The organism is Arthrobacter sp. Cr_A7 (assembly GCF_029222765.1).
Taxonomy (GTDB): domain Bacteria; phylum Actinomycetota; class Actinomycetes; order Actinomycetales; family Micrococcaceae; genus Arthrobacter.
Genome location: NZ_JARHXQ010000108.1, coordinates 19,311 through 37,176 on the forward strand (window position 1 = coordinate 19,311; position 17,866 = coordinate 37,176).

General features: G+C 66.7%; 17 protein-coding genes. 6 read left to right on the forward strand and 11 right to left on the reverse strand.

Annotation, left to right across the window (positions count from 1 at the left end; translation table 11 throughout):
• Positions 1-11: 11 nt before the first annotated feature.
• Positions 12-1,196, reverse strand: coding sequence for a 1-deoxy-D-xylulose-5-phosphate reductoisomerase (gene dxr, locus P2Q66_RS06620; protein WP_275726507.1), 1,185 nt, complete (start codon positions 1,194-1,196; stop codon positions 12-14).
• A 72-nt stretch (positions 1,197-1,268) separates the two neighbouring features.
• Between dxr and P2Q66_RS06625 the strand changes: the two genes are divergently transcribed.
• Positions 1,269-2,735: a lipase maturation factor family protein gene (locus P2Q66_RS06625; protein WP_275726510.1), complete on the forward strand. Its 1,467-nt coding sequence runs from the start codon at positions 1,269-1,271 to the stop codon at positions 2,733-2,735.
• A gap of 61 nt (positions 2,736-2,796) precedes the next feature.
• Here P2Q66_RS06625 and P2Q66_RS06630 read toward each other — a convergent pair whose 3' ends face one another.
• The 7 genes from P2Q66_RS06630 to P2Q66_RS06660 form a co-directional block, all read right to left on the reverse strand.
• On the reverse strand, positions 2,797-3,636 hold the full coding sequence (locus P2Q66_RS06630) for a CoA ester lyase (RefSeq protein WP_275726512.1): 840 nt from the start codon (positions 3,634-3,636) through the stop codon (positions 2,797-2,799).
• The gene (locus P2Q66_RS06635) at positions 3,633-4,196 is read right to left on the reverse strand and encodes a MaoC family dehydratase (RefSeq protein WP_275726514.1); all 564 of its coding nucleotides are present in this window, start codon (positions 4,194-4,196) and stop codon (positions 3,633-3,635) included. The genes P2Q66_RS06630 and P2Q66_RS06635 overlap by 4 nt, the downstream gene beginning before the upstream one ends.
• Positions 4,193-4,969, reverse strand: coding sequence for a CoA transferase subunit B (locus tag P2Q66_RS06640; RefSeq protein WP_079595528.1), 777 nt, complete (start codon positions 4,967-4,969; stop codon positions 4,193-4,195). Before P2Q66_RS06640 ends, P2Q66_RS06635 begins: the two co-directional genes overlap by 4 nt.
• Positions 4,970-4,971: 2 nt before the next feature.
• Positions 4,972-5,781, reverse strand: a complete 810-nt coding sequence (locus P2Q66_RS06645) for a CoA transferase subunit A (protein WP_079595529.1) — start codon at positions 5,779-5,781, stop codon at positions 4,972-4,974.
• Between the two features lie 83 nt (positions 5,782-5,864).
• Complete coding sequence (locus tag P2Q66_RS06650) at positions 5,865-7,028, reverse strand: acyl-CoA dehydrogenase family protein (protein WP_275726517.1); 1,164 nt, start codon at positions 7,026-7,028, stop codon at positions 5,865-5,867.
• Positions 7,029-7,030: 2 nt separating this feature from the next.
• Positions 7,031-9,259, reverse strand: coding sequence for a biotin carboxylase N-terminal domain-containing protein (locus tag P2Q66_RS06655; RefSeq protein WP_275726519.1), 2,229 nt, complete (start codon positions 9,257-9,259; stop codon positions 7,031-7,033).
• 7 nt (positions 9,260-9,266) lie between these two features.
• The gene (locus P2Q66_RS06660) at positions 9,267-10,874 is read right to left on the reverse strand and encodes a carboxyl transferase domain-containing protein (protein ID WP_275726522.1); all 1,608 of its coding nucleotides are present in this window, start codon (positions 10,872-10,874) and stop codon (positions 9,267-9,269) included.
• A 143-nt stretch (positions 10,875-11,017) separates the two neighbouring features.
• Between P2Q66_RS06660 and P2Q66_RS06665 the strand changes: the two genes are divergently transcribed.
• On the forward strand, positions 11,018-11,749 hold the full coding sequence (locus P2Q66_RS06665) for a TetR/AcrR family transcriptional regulator (protein ID WP_275726525.1): 732 nt from the start codon (positions 11,018-11,020) through the stop codon (positions 11,747-11,749).
• A 21-nt stretch (positions 11,750-11,770) separates the two neighbouring features.
• Here the strand turns inward: P2Q66_RS06665 and P2Q66_RS06670 are convergent, their stop codons facing one another.
• From P2Q66_RS06670 to pdhA, 3 genes are read right to left on the reverse strand one after another with little or no spacing between them, the layout of a single operon-like run.
• Positions 11,771-13,153, reverse strand: a complete 1,383-nt coding sequence (locus P2Q66_RS06670; protein WP_275726527.1) for a dihydrolipoamide acetyltransferase family protein — start codon at positions 13,151-13,153, stop codon at positions 11,771-11,773.
• Between the two features lie 8 nt (positions 13,154-13,161).
• Complete coding sequence (locus tag P2Q66_RS06675; RefSeq protein ID WP_275726529.1) at positions 13,162-14,172, reverse strand: alpha-ketoacid dehydrogenase subunit beta; 1,011 nt, start codon at positions 14,170-14,172, stop codon at positions 13,162-13,164.
• Positions 14,172-15,341: a pyruvate dehydrogenase (acetyl-transferring) E1 component subunit alpha gene (gene pdhA, locus P2Q66_RS06680; protein ID WP_275726531.1), complete on the reverse strand. Its 1,170-nt coding sequence runs from the start codon at positions 15,339-15,341 to the stop codon at positions 14,172-14,174. The genes P2Q66_RS06675 and pdhA overlap by 1 nt, the downstream gene beginning before the upstream one ends.
• A 194-nt stretch (positions 15,342-15,535) precedes the next feature.
• Here pdhA and P2Q66_RS06685 point away from each other — a divergent pair, with 194 nt between their 5' ends.
• The 4 genes from P2Q66_RS06685 to P2Q66_RS06700 all read left to right on the forward strand — a co-directional run.
• Positions 15,536-16,009, forward strand: a complete 474-nt coding sequence (locus tag P2Q66_RS06685; RefSeq protein ID WP_275726534.1) for an Lrp/AsnC family transcriptional regulator — start codon at positions 15,536-15,538, stop codon at positions 16,007-16,009.
• Positions 16,010-16,155: 146 nt separating this feature from the next.
• Complete coding sequence (locus P2Q66_RS06690) at positions 16,156-16,797, forward strand: hypothetical protein (protein ID WP_275726536.1); 642 nt, start codon at positions 16,156-16,158, stop codon at positions 16,795-16,797.
• Positions 16,798-16,934: 137 nt separating this feature from the next.
• Positions 16,935-17,339: a DUF4383 domain-containing protein gene (locus P2Q66_RS06695; protein WP_275726539.1), complete on the forward strand. Its 405-nt coding sequence runs from the start codon at positions 16,935-16,937 to the stop codon at positions 17,337-17,339.
• A 5-nt stretch (positions 17,340-17,344) separates the two neighbouring features.
• A partial coding sequence (locus P2Q66_RS06700) for a hypothetical protein (protein WP_275726542.1) occupies positions 17,345-17,866 on the forward strand: 522 nt, incomplete at its 3' end.

The window sequence follows — 17,866 nt, forward strand, 5'->3', positions numbered from 1 at the left end:
CTTGCTGCTTCCTAGAGACTGCTGACTGCTAAACGTTCGTGGGCGCGGGCGCGTGCCCAGCTCTCAGCATCAAGCACGGATTCCACCGTGAGCCGGGAAGAACCTGTATGTTCGCTGAGCACGGCGTCCACCGTGTCCACGATGTCGGTGAACCGGATGCGGCCGGCATGGAAGGCCGTCACGGCTTCCTCGTTGGCTGCGTTGAAGACTGCCGGGAAGGTGCTGCCCTGCCTTGCGGCCTCCTTGGCGAGATCCACGGCGGGGAAAGCGGTCACGTCCAGCGGTTCGAAGGTCCAGGTGGCCGCCTTGGTCCAGTCGCAGGCTGACGCGGCCTTGGGCACCCTGTCCGGCCAGCCCAGCCCCAGCGCAATGGGCAGGCGCATGTCCGGGGGCGAGGCCTGGGCGATGACGGAGCCGTCGATGAACTGGACCATGGAGTGCACCACGGACTGGGGGTGGACCACAACGTCTATCCGGTCCAGCGGAACATCAAAGAGCAGGTGCGCCTCGATCACTTCGAGTCCTTTGTTGACGAGCGTGGCTGAGTTGGTGGTGACCATAACGCCCATGTCCCAGGTGGGATGGGCCAGCGCTTCCTCCGGGGTGACACCGTGCAGTTCCCCGCGGCTCCTGCCCCGGAACGGGCCTCCGGACGCTGTGAGGATGAGTTTTTCCACTTCACCGGCCGTGCCGGACCGCAGGCATTGGGCTATCGCGGAGTGCTCTGAGTCCACGGGGACAATCTGGCCGTCCCGGGCCGCTGCCTTGACCAGCTCGCCGCCCACAATGAGGGATTCCTTGTTGGCCAGGGCCAGTGTGGCGCCGGACTTGAGCGCCGCCAGGGTGGGGGCAAGGCCTATTGAACCGGTGATGCCGTTGAGCACCACGTCCGCCTCGATTTCCGCAATGCGGGTGGAGGCGTCGGGGCCGGACACGATCCGGGGCCGGTAGCCGGACTTTCCCGCAGCGGCGGCTGCCTGGTCGATCAGGGTGGCCAGGCGGGCCGGATCACCGCCGGCGATTCCGACGGCTGCAGCTCCCGTATGCACCGCCTGCCGGGCGAGGAGTTCCAGGTTGCCGCCGCCTGCGCTGAGTGCCACGACCTCGAAAAGGTGCGGGGCGCCGTCGACGACGTCAATCGCCTGGGTGCCGATGGAACCGGTGGATCCGAGGAGGACGACTCTGCGTGGCTGCATTGGTTAAGTATCCCGCACCTCCTTGACCGGCTGCGCCTTGACCTCGGCACGGCCCGGCGTAACGTGGATGCCGTGGACTGGCTGTCTTGGTTCGATGCGCCGGAATACGAGTTCGCCCGGCAAGTGCTGCAGCGGGGCATCGCCGCGCTCTACTTCGTCGCGTTCCTGTCCTCGCTGAATCAGTTCCCCGCGCTGCTGGGTGAGCGCGGATTTCTCCCGGCACCGGAATACCTGGGCGGCTTCAGCAGGCTGCGCCGGCCCACCCTCTTCCGCTGGCGCTACTCCGACGGCCTGCTGCGGGCCGTCTGCGCGGCGGGGCTTGTGATATCGGCGCTGCTGGTGGCCGGACTCCCGCAGATGGGACCTCCCTGGGTGCCGCTGATTGCGTTCCTGTCCCTCTGGCTGCTGTACATGTCCATCGTGAACGTGGGCCAGACGTTCTACGGGTTCGGCTGGGAGATGCTCCTCCTTGAAGCGGGCTTCACCGTGGCGTTCCTCGGTTCTGACCAGACGGACCCGCCCCGGACCATCCTGATCCTGATCGTGTGGCTGGTGTTCCGGCTGGAATTCGGCGCCGGGATGATCAAGATCCGCGGCGGCCGGGAGTGGCGCGACCTGACCGCGCTGTACTACCACCATGAGACGCAGCCAATGCCCGGTCCGCTCAGCCGGCAGGCGCATCTGCTGCCCAAGCCCCTCCACAAGGTGGAAGTGCTGGGCAACCATTTCGCCCAGCTGGTGGTCCCCTTCCTGCTGTTCGCTCCCCAGCCGGTGGCCAGCGTCGCGGCGGCGGTCGTCATCGTGACACAGCTGTGGCTGGTGGCCACCGGCAACTTCGCCTGGCTGAACTGGATCGCCATCGTGCTGGCGTTCGCCGCCGTCAGCGATTCGGCGGCCCACGCCGTCCTGCCGGCCATCCCCGTGGACTGGCACGGTGCGGGCGTGGAGCGGGAGACTCCGCTCTGGTGGCTGGTCATCACGCTCGCTGCCACCCTGTTGCTGGTGGTGCTCAGTTACTGGCCGCTCCGGAACCTGTTCTCCCGCCGGCAGCTGATGAATGCGAGCTTCAACCGCTGGCAGCTGGTGAACACCTACGGGGCGTTCGGGAGTGTCACCAAGCAGCGCATCGAGATTGTGGTGGAGGGCACCCTGGACGACGACCCCGATGAGTCCTCCGACTGGCGTGAGTACGGCTTCAAGGGAAAGCCCGGGGACGTGCGCAGGATTCCCCGCCAGTATGCCCCCTATCACCTGCGGCTGGACTGGCTCATGTGGTTCCTGCCGCTGCGGACGGTGCACGAAGAGTGGTTTTACGCCTTCCTCGGCAAGCTGCTGGAGGCGGACCGGAAGACCCTGCGGCTCCTGCGCCATGACCCGTTCGACGGCGGGGCGCCCCGCTGGGTGCGCGTCCTTAGCTACCACTACCGTTTCGCCACCCGCAAGGAGTTCCGGGAGACGGGGAACCGGTGGGTGCGCACCCGGCTCTACGAGGCCATCCCGCCGATCTCCCTCCGGCGGTCGCAAGGCCGGCGAAGGTGAGCGGCCGGCCAACGCGGAAACCGGCGCCGGACTCCAGGGCAGCTTGGTCCCTGCAAGGCTTTTAGGCGTGCTCCCCCGCCCGGCGGATGATGGCCTCGGCGTGCTTCAGGATGGGCCCGTCGATCATCTTTCCCTCGTGCTGGAAAACACCGGAACCGGCGGTCCGGGCAGCCTGCAGCAGGGCTGAGGCCGCGGCCACGTCCGCCTCGGAAGGAGCGTAGGCGCCCCGCACCACCGCGGCCTGGCTGGGGTGGATGCAGGCTTTGGAACCGAAGCCCGACGCAACAGCATCGGCCGCTTCCGCCGCCAAACCTGTGAGATCCGGGATGTTGACATACACGGCATCCACCGCTTCCTTGCCGAAAGCGCGGGCAGCCAGGAGGACCGATGACCGGGCATGCAGCGCTACGGCCCGGTAGCCGCCGTCGTAACCGCGGCTGGACGTACCGCCCAGGGTTGCCAGCAGGTCCTCGGCTCCCCACATCAGCGCAACCACGTTGGGGGCGGCGGCAATGGCCGGCGCATTCAGGATGCCGAGGGCAGTCTCACAGAGTGCGATGACCTGGTAGGCCTCAAGCGCTTTCAATTGCTCGGCACTTTCCGCCTTTGCCAGCATGACCGTGCGGTAGGGCGTGTGCGCCAGGGAGTGCAGATCCTTTTCGAATTCCTCCGTCCCGGCCGGGTTCACCCTGATGATGGTCCGGCTGGGATCCAGTTCCGGGACGTCGCCGGTGGCCCCCACCTGGGCAAGGATGGCACCCCGGGCGCGCTGCTTGTCGGCAGGGGCAACGGCGTCTTCGAGGTCCAGGATGACGGCATCGGCGCGGGTGGCGGCCTTCTGGTAGCGTTCCGGCCGGTCAGCAGGGCAAAAGAGCAGGGCAGGGCCCATCACAAAGGTCATACCGGCATTGTCTCCTGTCCGTTGCCGTGCTGCCTGGTGTGTGCCTCCCGGGTCCACATCAGGCAGCTTCGGGTTGCGAGCGCCACCACGGCGCCGTCCTGGTTCCGGCCGGTGTGCTGCATGGTGACGACCCCCTGGCCCGGCCGTGATTGCGAGAGCCGCTTCCCGGCGATCACGGTCTCCGTATAGAGGGTGTCCCCGTGGTACAGCGGGTGCGGGAAGGACACGTCGGTCAGGCCCAGCTGGGCGATGATGGTCCCCTGCGTTAACTGGGTGACGGACTGGCCCACCACCGTGGAAAGCGTGAACATGGAATTGACCAGCCGCTGGCCAAACGGCTGGCCGGCGCTCCAGGCGGCGTCGAGGTGCAAGGCCTGTGTGTTCATGGTGAGGGTGGTGAACAGGACGTTGTCCGCCTCGGTCACCGTGCGGCCGGGACGGTGCGCGTAAACCACCCCTTCTTCCAGTTCATCGAAGTACAGCCCGCGCTGCTCGATGACGCGCGGGGCGCCGGAGGCAGAGCCCGTGGCAGGGCTCGTTGAAGCCTCGTTCCCGGTCATACCGTGAGTTCCTGGTCTTCTTCGAACAGCTCGGCACCGGTGGCTGCGGCGACGTCCTCCGCGGAGACGTTGGGTGCCAGTTCGCGCAGCACCAGGCGCGATCCTGAGGTGTCCTTGACGACGTCGATGACGGCGAGGTCTGTGATGATCCGGTCCACGCACCCCTTGCCGGTCAGCGGGAGCGAGCACTCCTGGACGATTTTGGGCCTGCCGCTGCGGTCCACGTGCTCCATCATCACGATGACTTTCTTGGCGCCGAACACCAGGTCCATGGCCCCGCCCATGCCCTTGACCATCTTGCCCGGGATCATCCAGTTGGCCAGGTCTCCGTTTGCGGCCACCTCCATGGCTCCCAGGACGGCAACGTCCACGTGGCCGCCCCGGATCATCCCGAAGGACGATGCAGAGTCAAAGAATGCTGCGCCCTTGTTGACGGTGACGGTTTCCTTGCCGGCATTGATCAGGTCGGGGTCAACGGCATCCTCCGCCGGATAAGGGCCGACGCCGAGGATTCCGTTTTCGGAGTGCAGCACCACTTCCACACCGGCGGGAATGTAGTTGGGGATCAGCGTGGGCATCCCGATTCCGAGGTTTACGTACTGGCCGTTGCTGAGCTCCATGGCCACCCGGGCGGCCAGTTCGTTGCGCGTCCAGCCTTTGGTTTCGGCTTCGCCTGCCGCATCGCCGGTGGCGGCGTGCTGCTGGGAGGGTGCGCGGCGGTACTCGGGGCGGACGCCTTCGGGCCGCGGAGCGTAGGGGCTGTTCGGATCCATGGCTAAGCTCCTGCCTGCTGGTTGCTGCCGGGTCCCTGGACGGAACCTCCGCCGGACGGGGCTGCCAGCGCCACGGTCCGCTTTTCGATGCGTTTCTCGGCGTTGGAAGCCAGGACTACCCGCTGCACGAAAATGCCGGGGGTGTGGATGTGTTCCGGGTCCAGTTCGCCCGGCTCCACAAGTTCTTCCACCTCGGCGATGGTGATGCGGCCGGCCATGGCGCAGAGCGGGTTGAAGTTCATGGCCGTGGCGTGGAAGACGAGGTTGCCGTGCCGGTCGCCCTTCCAGGCATGGACCAGCCCGAAGTCCGGCGTCAAGGCCTCCTCCAGCACGTAGTCAACCCCGGCGAAGGAGCGCACCTCCTTCGGTTCCGATGCCACCGCGATCCCGCCGTCGGCGTCGTACTTTTGCGGCAGGCCGCCGTCGGAAACCTGGGTGCCCACTCCCGCCTTGGTGAAGAAGGCAGGGATCCCGGCGCCGCCGGCGCGCAGCTTCTCCGCGAGGGTGCCCTGAGGCGTGAGGACCACTTCCAGCTCACCGGCCAGGTATTGGCGGGCAAACTCTTTGTTCTCGCCCACGTAGGAGCTGATGGTGCGGCGGATGCGCCCGTCCCGGAGCAGGATGCCCAACCCCCAGTCGTCCACACCGCAGTTGTTGCTGACCGTTTCCAGTCCGGAGGTGCCGGCACGGTGCAGGGCGTCGATGAGGGTGACCGGAATTCCACAGAGTCCGAACCCGCCCACGGCCAGGGAGGCGCCGTCCGGGATGTCCGCCACTGCTTCGTCGGCGCTGGCAACAACCTTGTTGATCATCGTTGGTCCTTTCAAGGGTCTCGACAGGCTCGACCACCGGGACAGGCTGGACCACCGGACGGCTCTACCGCCCAGCGGACCCGCTAGAGTCCCAGTTCGCGGGCGATCAGCATCAGCTGGACCTCCGTGGTGCCCTCCCCCACTTCAAGGATCTTGGAGTCGCGGTAGTGGCGTGCCACGGTGAACTCGTTGATGAAGCCATAGCCGCCGAATACCTGGGTGGCATCCCGCGCGTTGTCCATGGCCGCCTCGCCTGCGACCATCTTAGCGATGGCCGCCTGCGTCTTGAACGGCTTTCCGGCGAGCATCCGGGCGGCTGCATCGTAGTAGGCCAGGCGGGCGGTGTGGGCCCTGGCTTCCATGCGGGCGATCTTGAAGGAGATGGCCTGGTACTTGCCGATTTCCTGGCCGAAGGCCCTGCGCTCCTTGGCGTATTTGACGGACAGGTCCGCGCATCCCTGGGCGGCGCCGGTGGCGAGGGCTGCGATGGCGATGCGGCCCTCGTCCAGGATGGAGAGGAAGTTGGCGTAGCCGCGGCCTTCGGCACCCAGCAGGTTTTCTTCCGGGACGCGGACGTCCTTCAGCGTGAGCGGGTGGGTGTCCGAGGCGTTCCAGCCCACTTTGTTGTAGGGCTTTTCCGCCTTGAAGCCGGGCGTGTCGGTGGGCACCAGGATGGTGGAGATCTCTTTCTGCAGGCTGCCGTCCGGACGCTCCTTCTGTCCGGTGACTGCGGTCACCGTGACCAGCCGGGTGATGTCCGTCCCGGAGTTGGTGATGAACTCCTTGTTGCCGTTGATCACCCACTGGCCACCCTCGCGCCGGGCGTGGGTCTTGGTGCCGCCGGCGTCTGACCCGGCTTCGGGTTCCGTCAGCCCGAAGCCCGCGAGCGCCTGGCCGGACGCCAGCATGGGGAGCCATTCCTCCTTCTGGGCGCCCGTGCCGAAGCGGTACACGGGCATGGCGCCCAGGGAGACGCCGGCTTCCAGGGTGATGGCGACGGACTGGTCCACCCGGCCCAGCTGTTCCAGTGCCAGGGCGAGGGCGAAGTAGTCCCCGCCCATTCCGCCGAACTCCTCCGGGAAGGGCAGGCCGAACAGGCCCATCTCCGCCATCTGCTTCACGACTTCGTAGGGGAAGCTGTGCTCCTCGTCGTGCTTGGCCGATACCGGGGCCACCACGGTGTCCGCGAAATCGCGGACGGTGTCGCTGAGGTCCTGGTATTCCTCGCTGAGTTCAAAACCTGCCATGTCTAGGCTCCTTTGCCGTTCGTCAGACTGTCTTGTGGCTGTTCCGGGGCACCGGCTGGATGGATGGTGGCCAGGATCTGGTCCGCCTTCACCAGGTCGCCGGGCCGGGCGGTAAGGTACACCGTCCCGGCCAGCGGCGCCAGCAGCTGGTGTTCCATCTTCATGGCCTCCACCGAAGCCAGGACCTGGCCGGCTTCCACGGTGTCCCCGTCGGCCACCGGGACGGACACGACGGTGCCGGGCATCGGTGAACGCACGGCCGGGTCTGCGGATCCTTCCTCGCGCTGGATCGCCGCCAGGACGCGTTCGAGCCGCGCCTCACGGCTCAGCACCTCCAGCCGGCAGGACCAGCCTCCGTTGCCGAGGAACAGTTCCAAGGGGGCGTCCGACGGCGGGGTCCCCGGCTCCCTCTGGCGGGGTTCCCCAGTGCCGTGTTCCGGGAAAGATGGCCCTGGGTGGAGTGGTCCCGGGTAGACCGGAGCCAGCGCATACTCGTGGACGTCGCCGTCGAGGGCCAGCTCCGCGTGGCCTCGCCGTGAAAAGCGAAGCGAGGCAGTGCGGCGGGCCCCGCCGTCGACCGCCACGATGCTGTCTCCCGCGGCGGGACTGCCGCTGACCGCAACGGTGGCCACGCCGCCGTCGGGCGTTCCCAAGCTCACAAGCCGGGGAGCGGGAGCTCCCAGCCGCCAGCCATCCCCCGCGTGCCAGGGACCGGGCGCCTGTGGTGCCCGGTCACCGGCTTGGAGAACGAAGAGGGCCGCGGCCACCAGCTCGGCCTCACCGACGCGGCGGAAAGCAAAGCCAGGCAGCTTCCGCTCAATGAGGCCGGTGTCCAGGTGGCCGTTCCGGACATCGGGATCGTTGATCAGGAGCCGGAGGTACTCCACATTGGTGTCCAGGCCCAGCGCGGTGTAGCCGGCGAGCGCCCCGTCCAGGGTGTCCAGTGCGGCTGCCCGGTCCGCACCCCAGGCGATGACCTTGCCCATCATCGGGTCGTAGCTCGACGACAGCTGCAGCCCTTCGACCAGTGACGAATCCACCCGGATCCGTCCCTCCCCTCCGTCCGGCAACTCGTCAAGCAGGTAAACCCGCCCGGTGGACGGCAGGAAGTTCTTTTCCGGCACTTCGGCGTACACACGTGCCTCCACGGCGTGGCCTTCCAGGACGACGTCGGCCTGCCGGACGGTCAGTTCCTCACCCGCGGCAATCCGCACCTGCCATTCAACGAGGTCCACGCCCGCGACCATCTCCGTAACGGGGTGCTCCACCTGGAGACGGGTGTTCATCTCCATAAAAAAGAACTCGTCCGGGGCGTCATCGGAGACCAGGAACTCCACTGTTCCGGCGCCGCTGTAGTTCACGCTGCGGGCGGCGTTGCAGGCGGCCTCGCCGATGCGGGCCCGGACTTCCGGCCCGTTGGGCAGGCTTTCCAGCAAGGGCGACGGGGCTTCTTCGATCACTTTCTGGTGCCGCCGCTGCAGGGAGCATTCGCGTTCGCCAAGGTGGATGACGTTGCCGTGGTTGTCCGCCAATACCTGGACCTCAATATGCCGCGGGGTGCTCACCAACCGTTCCAGGAACAGGGTGTCGTCACCGAACGCGCTGGCCGCCACCCGCCGGGCAGTGGCAAGGACTCCGGGAAGGTCCTCCGGGGTTTCCACCGCGTGCATGCCCTTGCCGCCGCCTCCCGCGGAGGGCTTGATCAGGAGCGGAAATCCGACGGCGGCGGCAGCCTCCACCAGGTCAGCGTCCGTCATGCCCGGGCGTGCTACGCCGGGAACCACCGGGACGCCGTAGCCCGCCACGTGGTTTTTGGAGCGGATCTTGTCCCCCATGATGTTCAGGGCTTCCACGCCTGGCCCGATGAACGTGATGCCGGCCTTTTCCAGGGCGCGGGCAAACTCCACGTTTTCGCTCAGGAAGCCGTAGCCCGGGTGCACAGCCTCGGCGCCGGTCTGCCGGCAGGCCCCGATGACCGCCTCGATGTTCAGGTAGCTCTCGGCGGCGGCCGCCGGGCCGATCCGCACGGCCGAGTCAGCTTCGCGGACGTGCCGGGCGCCGGCGTCGGCATCGCTGTACACGGCCACCGAGCGGATGCCCAGGGCGCGGAGGGTCCTGATGACGCGGCACGCGATTTCGCCGCGGTTTGCCACCAGGACCGTGCCGAACAACGGTTGGCGGGCGGCGGCCGTGCCGGGTGCGGTGATGCTCGTCGTTGAGTGCAGGGTCATGGCTGGCTCACATCCGGAAGAGGCCGAAAGAGGTTTCCGGCAAGGGGGTGCGGGAGACGACGTCCAGTGCCAGGCCCAGGACGGTGCGGGTATCCGCGGGGTCGATGACGCCGTCGTCCCAGAGCCGGGCCGTGGAGTAGTACGGGCTGCCCTGGTCCTCGTATTGCCGGCGGATGGGGGCCTTGAACTCTTCCTCATCCCGGGCTGACCATTCCTCGCCGGCCGCTTCGTACTGGTCCCGCTTCACAGTGGCCAGCACGCTTGCCGCCTGGCTGCCGCCCATCACCGAGATCCGGGCTGCCGGCCACATCCAGAGGAAGCGCGGCGAATAGGCGCGGCCGCACATGGAGTAGTTGCCGGCGCCGAAGGAACCACCGATCACCACCGTCAACTTGGGGACCCTGGCGGTGGCCACGGCCGTGACCATTTTTGCCCCGTTCTTGGCGATGCCGCCCTGCTCCGCGTCCCTGCCCACCATGAAGCCCGAGATGTTCTGCAGGAACACCAGGGGGATGCCGCGCTGGTCGCAAAGCTCGATGAAGTGTGCGCCTTTGAGGGACGACTCGCTGAACAGCACGCCGTTGTTGGCCACGATGCCCACCGGATGGCCGTGGAGGCGTGCGAAGCCGGTGACCAGGGTGGTGCCGTAGTCCTTCTTGAACTCGTGGAACCTGCTGCCGTCAACAAGCCTGGCGATGACCTCATGGACGTCGTAGGGGGCGTTGACGTCCGTGGGGACTGCCCCGTACAGCTCCTCCGTGTGTGCGGCAGGCCCGACGGCGGGTTCCACGTCCCACGCGGGGGCCGCCGGTCTGGGCAGCGTGGCCACGATGTCGCGGATGATCTGCAGGGCGTGGTGGTCGTTTTCCGCCAAATGGTCGGTCACTCCCGAGATCCGCGAATGCACGTCCCCGCCGCCGAGCTCCTCGGCCGTGACAATTTCGCCGATGGCGGCCTTCACCAGCGGCGGGCCGCCCAGGAAGATGGTGCCCTGGTTGCGGACGATGACGGTTTCATCGCTCATGGCCGGGACGTACGCGCCGCCGGCAGTGCAGGAGCCCATCACGGCGGCGATCTGCGGGATTTTTGCCGCTGAGAGGCGCGCCTGGTTGTAGAAGATGCGGCCGAAGTGGTCTTTGTCCGGAAAAACCTCGTCCTGCTTGGGCAGGAATGCCCCGCCCGAATCCACCAGGTAGATGCACGGCAGCCGGTTCTCGAGTGCGACTTCCTGGGCCCGCAGGTGCTTCTTGACGGTCATCGGATAGTAGGTGCCGCCTTTGACCGTGGCGTCGTTTGAGATGACCAGGACGTGGCGTCCGTGCACCAGTCCAATGCCGGCGATGACCCCCGCGCCGGGAGCTTCGTCGTTGTACATCCCGGTGGCGGCGAGGGGTGCAATTTCGAGGAAGGGGCTGCCGTCATCCAGCAGCTGGTCGATGCGCTCGCGGGGCAGGAGTTTTCCCCGCGCCACGTGGCGTTCCCGGGACTTCTGGGGACCCCCCAGGGCGGCGTCTGCCAACCGTTTCCGCAGGTCCTCCGCCAGCTGGAGCTGCGCTTCGCGGTTGGCACCGAACGCCTGGCTGCTGGTGTCCAGCAGGCTGACAAGGGTCTCCATCGACGGGTCCATTCCTGTGCAAACCAGGCCGGCAGGAGCCAACTCGGTTAGTGACGAATAACTGAAATTCAGGTTAGTCTCTATTAACTGTGATGTCCAACACATAGGCGTCTTGCTAGAATCTGCGGGTCCGAGGAGGAAATGTGCGCAGCACCGACGCAACGCAGACCAGCGAACGCACGCCGGCCCAGCAGGGCAGTACGACCCAGCACGGCGATGCAGCCCAGCAGGGCAGTACGACCCAACAGGGCAATGCAGCCCAGCGCAGCAGTTCAACCCAGCGCAGCAAGGCGAAGGAGAACCGCCGCCAGGCGCTGCTGACCGCCGCCGCCTCCCTGTTTGCCGTGAACGGCTTCAACCGGGTGTCGCTGGAGGACCTTGGAGCAGCAGCAGGCGTCAGCGGCCCGGCCGTGTACCGTCACTTTCCCGGCAAGCAGGCGGTCCTGGCGGATCTGCTGGTAACGGTCAGCGAGGAGCTGCTGGACGGCGGCCGCAAAGTGGTGGAGGACAGCCCGGACCCCCTGACCGCCCTGCGGCAGCTGGTGGAGTTCCAGGTTGACTTTGCCTTGGGCAAGCCGGACGTGATCCGGGTTCAGGACCGGGATTTCAGCAACCTCTCAGAGCAGGACCAGGCCGCGGTACGGGCCCTCCAGCGCAGCTATGTGGAGGTGTGGGTGGACGTGCTCGCCAGGCTGCACCCCGGCACCGATACCTCGGAGCTCCGGATGCGTGCGCATGCCACCTTTGGCCTCATCAATTCCACGCCGCATTCAGTGCGCAGCCACGGCCGCAGGATCGCGGCCGCGGCTGCCCGGCCGCTGCTTGAGGGGATGGCGCTGGCGGCCCTCACCGTAGACAACCCGGCGGCCGTGTAGCCGCTGGCCCGCGTCCCGTATTTAGACCATGGCCAGGACCATGCCGGGTTTGGCCAGGATGGCCCCGACGTCGGCCAGGAACCTCGATCCCTGTTCGCCGTCCACCAGCCGGTGGTCGAAGGACAGGCTGAGTGTCATGATCTGCCGCAGGGCCACCTCGCCACGGTATTCCCACGGCATGGTCCGCACGGCGCCGATGGCAAGGATGGCCGCTTCCCCCGGGTTGAGGATGGGTGTGCCGGCGTCGATGCCGAAGACGCCGATATTCGTGATCGAAACAGTTCCCCCGGAGAGGTCCGCCGGAGCGGTCTTTCCCGCACGGGCAGTTTCGGTGAGGGCCGTCAACGCTTCAGCCAGCTGCGCAAGGGACATTGCATCGGCATCCTTGATGTTCGGCACCGTCAGTCCGCGCGGCGTGGCTGCCGCGATGCCCAGGTTCACGTAGTTGAAGGTGACGATCTCCTGGTTCGCTTCATCCCATCGGGCATTCAGGGCGGGATTGCGCCGCAGGGCGATGAGCACTGCCTTCGCCGCGAGGGTCAGGGGCGTCAGCTTCAAGGCCGGGAATTCCCGGCTGCCCTTCAGCCTGGCAAGGAGCTCCATGCTCGGAGTGACGTCAACGGTGAGGAACTCCGTGACGTGCGGGGCGGTGAAAGCACTTTGCACCATCGCTGCGGCCGTAAATTTCCGGACACCCTTGATGGGGGTCCGGGTTTCCCGCTCCCCCGCTCCGGTTTCCCGGCTGTCCGGAACCGGCTGGTCGGCGCCCGGCGCTTCTGTCGGCGTGCCCTCCAGGTAGGACTGCACGTCCTCCCGGGTGATGAGACCGGACGGGCCAGTGCCGGTGACTGCCGCCAGGTCCACGCCGAGATCCTTGGCCAGCTTGCGCACCGGCGGCGTGGAGCGGGGCCGCTCACCCGGCGTCGTTTCGGCAAACTGGGTTTCGACAGGCGTGGTTTCGACCGGCTCAACGGCGGGCTGGGTTTCGACAGGCTCAACCACCGGGGCGGCGAAGTTCCGGGGCCGGCGGGTGGGGCGTCCGGAGCTTTCGACGACGGCGCCGTACCCCACCAGGTTCGGTTGCCTCTTAGGCGCCTCCCCTTCCTCCGCCTCCCGCACCCCGGCGGCAGTGTCACCTGGCGCGGAAGGTGGCGTGCCGGCGTCGTCCGTCACTTCAAACGACACGATCGGTTTGCCCACCTCGACGATGGTTCCGGGCTGTTCGTGGAGCTCCTTGATGACTCCGGCGAACGGTGACGGCAGTTCCACCACTGCCTTGGCGGTTTCGACCTCGGCGATCACCTGGTTCAGGGTGACAGTGTCGCCCACTCCCACCTTCCAGCTGAGGATCTCGGACTCGGTGAGTCCTTCGCCCAGGTCCGGGAGCCGAAATTCCTTGATCATGGTGACGCTCATCCTTCCAGCCCGCTGAGGGAGTTGGGCCTGCCGAGGGCCCGGTCCACTCCGTCGAGGATGCGGTCCAGGCCGGGCAGGTGGTGCATCTCCAGCTTCGAATAGGGGTACGGAATGTCGAAGCCGGTGACCCGGACCGGTGCAGCTTCCAGATGGTAGAAGCAGCGCTCCGTGATGCTTGCCGCCACCTCTGCCCCGAGTCCGCCTGATTGACCGGCTTCGTGGGTGATGACCAGGCGGCCGGTGCGCCGGACCGAGCCGACAACCGTGTCGTAATCGACGGGGGCCAGCGAGCGCAGGTCGATGACCTGGATGGAGATTCCCTCGTCCGCGGCGGCCGCAGCGGCGTCGAGGGCAGTTTTGACCAGGGGCCCATAGGCGACAAGGGTGACGTCGGCGCCTTCGGTGAGGACCCGCGCCTGATCCATGGGTGCTGCGCTGCGGAAGTCAACGGCATCATCCACGTCCGCTTTGTCGTGGTAGCGGCGCTTGGGTTCGAAGTAGATGACGGGGTCATCGCAGGAGATGGCCTGCTGGATCACGGTGCAGGCGTCCTGCGGGTTGGACACGGTCACCACGCGCAGGCCGGAGGTGTGCGTGAAGTACGCTTCCGGTGATTCGGAATGGTGCTCGGGTGAGCCGATGCCCCCGCCGAACGGGACCCTGATGGTGATGGGCATCTTCACCGCTCCCCGCGTACGGTAGTGCAGCTTGGCCACCTGGCTGACGATCTGGTCGAACGCCGGGTAAATAAAGCCGTCAAACTGGATTTCCACCACGGGCCGGTAACCCCGGTATGCGAGGCCGACGGCCGTCCCCACGATGGCGGATTCGGCGAGCGGGGTATCCACCACGCGGTGTTTCCCGAAGTCCTTCTGCAGCCCGTCCGTCACCCGGAAGACACCCCCGAGGGTACCGATGTCCTCGCCGAGGAGGACCACCTTGGGATCGTTTTCGAGGGATTTGCGCAAGCCCGCGTTGATGGCACGGGCAAAGGTCATCTGGGTCATCAGCGTGCACCTTCTTCAGAAGTGGCCCCGGCGGGATCACCGAAGGAGGCCAGGTAACGGGCATAGTGCTCCTGCTGCCGGTCCAGCCAGGAGTTGGGTGTGCTGTACACGTGCTTGAAGACGTCCAGCGGCTGCGGGTCCGGCATGGTGGTGCAGCCGCTGCGCATCTCGCGGGCCACGGCGTCGGCTTTGTCCTTAACCTGCCGCTGCAGCTCGTCGGTCAGCAGCCCCTTCCGGTCCAGCAGGGCCGCCACCCGGCTGATCGGATCCTTTGCCGCCCAATCCTCAAGCTCGTTGGGGTCCCGGTACCGCGTTGGGTCGTCGGCCGTGGTGTGCGGTCCCATCCGGTAGCTGACAGCTTCAATGAACGTGGGACCGCCCCCGCGGCGTGCCCGGTCAAGGGCAACGCGGGTCGCGGCCATCACGGCCAGGACATCGTTGCCGTCCACGCGCATGCTGGGGATTCCGAAGCCGGTGGCCCTGTCCGCGAGCTGGATGTGTGACTGGAGCCGCACGGGCTCGGAAATGGCCCAATGGTTGTTCGTGCAGAAGAACACGACCGGAACCTGGAAGCTGGCGGCGAACACCATGGCCTCGTTGACGTCACCCTCGCTGGTTGCTCCGTCCCCGAAATAGGTGACGGCTACGGAGTCGGCGCCGTCGTTCTGGATGCCCATGGCATAGCCGGTGGCGTGCAGCGTCTGGGCTCCGATGATGATCTGCGGGGTGGCCATGTTAACTGTGTAGGGGTCCCACCCGGCGGATGCGTTGCCGCGCCAGACGCGGACCAGGTCCGTCAGATCCACGCCCCGGCAGTATGCCACCCCGTTTTCCCGGTAGCTGGAGAACACGAAGTCGTCGGGGCGCAAGGACCGGCCCGAACCGATCTGCGCAGCCTCCTGGCCAAGCAGCGGGGGCCAGAGCGCGAGTTCACCCTGGCGCTGCAGGGCTGTGGCCTCCACGTCAATGCGCCGGATGACGCTCATATCCTCGAACAGCGAGCACAGCTGTTCGTCCGTGATGTCCCTGACCCAGAAATCGAATTCCGGATGGCTGACCCGTTCCCCGGAAGGAGTGATCAGCTGGACCAGCCCATGGGCAGGTCCGTGGGTACCTTGGGCGCTGTTGTGGGCCTCTGCACTGCCCTGGCCCGTTCCGTCTGTAGACACGATAGCCCGCAACCTTCTCACGTCGTTGACCTGCAGCGTTGGAACTTGTGGTCCCCTGATCCGCAGGCCTCCCGGGCGCCGTTGCCCCGGATATTGTGACCCTACTCACAATGCTCAGGAGGTACAACCACTGCGGCGCCGACTGAGCACAATGCTCTGTTTGGCAGCGCAGTACCGTGCTAGCGTTGCGCATTATGCAAGCTCTGGATGGCACCGACACCCGCCTCCTTTCGGCCCTGGCACAGGACCCCCGCAGAACAGTGGTGGCACTCGCCCAGAAGCTTGGCCTGTCCCGGAACACGGTGCAGGCCCGGATGTCCCAGCTGGAGAAAAAGCACGTCTTCCTGTCCTTTGAACGGCGCATCAATCCGGCCTCGCTGGGTTATCCGCTGATGGCGTTCATCTCCGTGCATGTCCAGCAGCAGAAACTCACCCGGCTGGCCACGGAACTGGCCGATATCCCGGAAATCCTGGAAGGCTACGGCCTCACCGGATCCGCCGACCTGCTGCTGCGGGTGGTGGCACTGGACGCCGAAGACCTGTTCCGTATCAACGGGAAAATCCTCGCGTGCGACGGCGTGGACCGGACCGACACCGCGCTGGCCATGGGTGAACTCATCCCCTTCCGGGTGCAGCCCCTCCTGGACCGGGGTTCAGAGCGCAGCTAGCGGTGGCATGAATTACGACGGCGGGCGGCTGGTTTGGAGTACGGCGCCGGCGGCCCGGGTTATAGGCTGGTCCAAGATATCCGCCGGGACCGGAACGAAGGCTCCGCAACCAGGCGGTGCATGCACCACTTCGGAAAGGCCCCACCTTGAGCAGTCCCCAGGAACCGTACCAGCCGGGCAGCACCGGCTCCGGGCCCCAGCCGCTGCCCCAACAGCCGCAGCAGCCTCCGGCCGGAAACCAGCCGGCCTACGGACAAGCACCGTACGGGCAGCCGCAGTACGGACAAACACAGTACGGGCAGCCGCAACCGGAGCAGCCGGGATCCGGCCCGTTCGGCCTCCCCGGGGAGCCCCCGGCGAAAAGCCGCCGGAAGCTGTGGATCATCCTGGCAAGCATTGGCGGCGTCCTGCTGCTGGTGATCCTCGGCTTCATCATCCTTGTGAATGTGGCAGGCAGTGCCACCAACCAGGCCAAAGGCCTCGCCGACGGCTTCACCAAGCTGGTGATCGCGGGCGACAGCTCCAAAGCCTACGACGACTACCTGGACCCGGCGCTGCAGGAGCAGCTGTCCAAGGAGTCCTTTATTGCCGGCGTCGAAAGCCTGGGAATGGACGATACCTGCGAACCGGCCTACAACGATCTCCAGGTGGCCACGGAAAACGGCGTTAAATCCGCGGACGTTGCCGGCCTCATCACCTGCGACGGCAAGAACGTGGACCTCGCGTACCGGTTCGAGGGCACCGATGAGCTGAAGATGACCAACATCAAGCTGAGGCCCGCAGCGTAACCGGCTGCGTGACGAAGGGCCCTGATCTTTTACCCATCCACGCCCCTGCATGGTCCGAATTGCTTCCGAGGGTCCCGGCCAGGGACCTGCAGTCCGGCGGGGAACAAGCCACCCGCCTTACCGGAAGGATTCGGGCCATGCGCACATCACCCAACCGTCTCGTCGCCACCGTCTTCGGAGCCGTCTACCTGCTGGTCGGCCTCCTGGGCTTCGCCGTCACATCCGGCGTTGGCTTCGCTGCCACCGAGGGCGCCAACCTCATCATTTTTGAAGTCAATCCGCTGCACAACATCATCCACCTCGCCATCGGCGCCGCACTGCTTTTCGCCGGGGTGAAGGGCACCGCGAGCGCCCGTACCGTGAACACCACCGTTGGCGCCGTGTACCTGCTGGTCGGCGTGCTGGGCCTCTTCCTGCTGGCCTCCCCGCTGAACATCATCGCGCTGAACGGTGCGGACAACGTGCTGCACCTTGCCAGCGCCGTGCTCCTGCTGGGCGTCGGCCTGTCGCTCGACAAGTCCCCGGCAACCGTACGGGCATAGGGACCATGTCCCAGCGGACCGCAACCAGTATCCCGTCCCTTCCGGCGTCCCCGCCGGAAGGGGAGGGGTCCAAGCCAGCGGCAGTCCGGCTCTTCGCCGGTTTCGCCGGTTTCGGGGCCGGGACGGTCAACCTTGCCATCTCCTCGAGCTTCTTCGCATTGGGGGCGGAAGGTCCTGGAGCGGTTGGATACGCGGCGGGCGGACTTGCCGGGCTTTGGGGAGCCGGACTCCTCGCCGCTGCCGTTGTGTACCTGGCCAGGGGAAGTGTCCCGGGCGGCAGGGCGGCAGGATGGATCCTCGTCGCAGCGGCCGGGGTGCATGTGGCAGCCATCCTCCTCAGCACCCCGGGGACGTCCGGGCTTAACCTGAGCCAGGCGGCCGCCCTGCTGCTGACCCTGATGATCATTGCAGCGCTCGCCTGGCTGCGCCGGACCTCCGTGCAGCTACGGGTACCTCCGGCGGGCGCTGTCCCCACCGGCAAACCCGGCCGGCTGCTGCTGGCCGCCTTCGCAGGTGCAGTTGTAGTG

Bases quoted from the DNA above. Each gene is read 5' to 3' on its own strand.
- dxr (WP_275726507.1), bottom strand. From the start codon at position 1,196: ATGCAGCCACGCAGAGTCGTCCTCCTCGGATCCACCGGTTCCATCGGC.
- P2Q66_RS06630 (WP_275726512.1), bottom strand. From the start codon at position 3,636: ATGACCTTTGTGATGGGCCCTGCCCTGCTCTTTTGCCCTGCTGACCGG.
- P2Q66_RS06635 (WP_275726514.1), bottom strand. From the start codon at position 4,196: ATGACCGGGAACGAGGCTTCAACGAGCCCTGCCACGGGCTCTGCCTCC.
- P2Q66_RS06640 (WP_079595528.1), bottom strand. From the start codon at position 4,969: ATGGATCCGAACAGCCCCTACGCTCCGCGGCCCGAAGGCGTCCGCCCC.
- P2Q66_RS06645 (WP_079595529.1), bottom strand. From the start codon at position 5,781: ATGATCAACAAGGTTGTTGCCAGCGCCGACGAAGCAGTGGCGGACATC.
- P2Q66_RS06650 (WP_275726517.1), bottom strand. From the start codon at position 7,028: ATGGCAGGTTTTGAACTCAGCGAGGAATACCAGGACCTCAGCGACACC.
- P2Q66_RS06655 (WP_275726519.1), bottom strand. From the start codon at position 9,259: ATGACCCTGCACTCAACGACGAGCATCACCGCACCCGGCACGGCCGCC.
- P2Q66_RS06660 (WP_275726522.1), bottom strand. From the start codon at position 10,874: ATGGAGACCCTTGTCAGCCTGCTGGACACCAGCAGCCAGGCGTTCGGT.
- P2Q66_RS06670 (WP_275726527.1), bottom strand. From the start codon at position 13,153: ATGATCAAGGAATTTCGGCTCCCGGACCTGGGCGAAGGACTCACCGAG.
- P2Q66_RS06675 (WP_275726529.1), bottom strand. From the start codon at position 14,172: ATGACCCAGATGACCTTTGCCCGTGCCATCAACGCGGGCTTGCGCAAA.
- P2Q66_RS06685 (WP_275726534.1), top strand. From the start codon at position 15,536: ATGCAAGCTCTGGATGGCACCGACACCCGCCTCCTTTCGGCCCTGGCA.
- P2Q66_RS06695 (WP_275726539.1), top strand. From the start codon at position 16,935: ATGCGCACATCACCCAACCGTCTCGTCGCCACCGTCTTCGGAGCCGTC.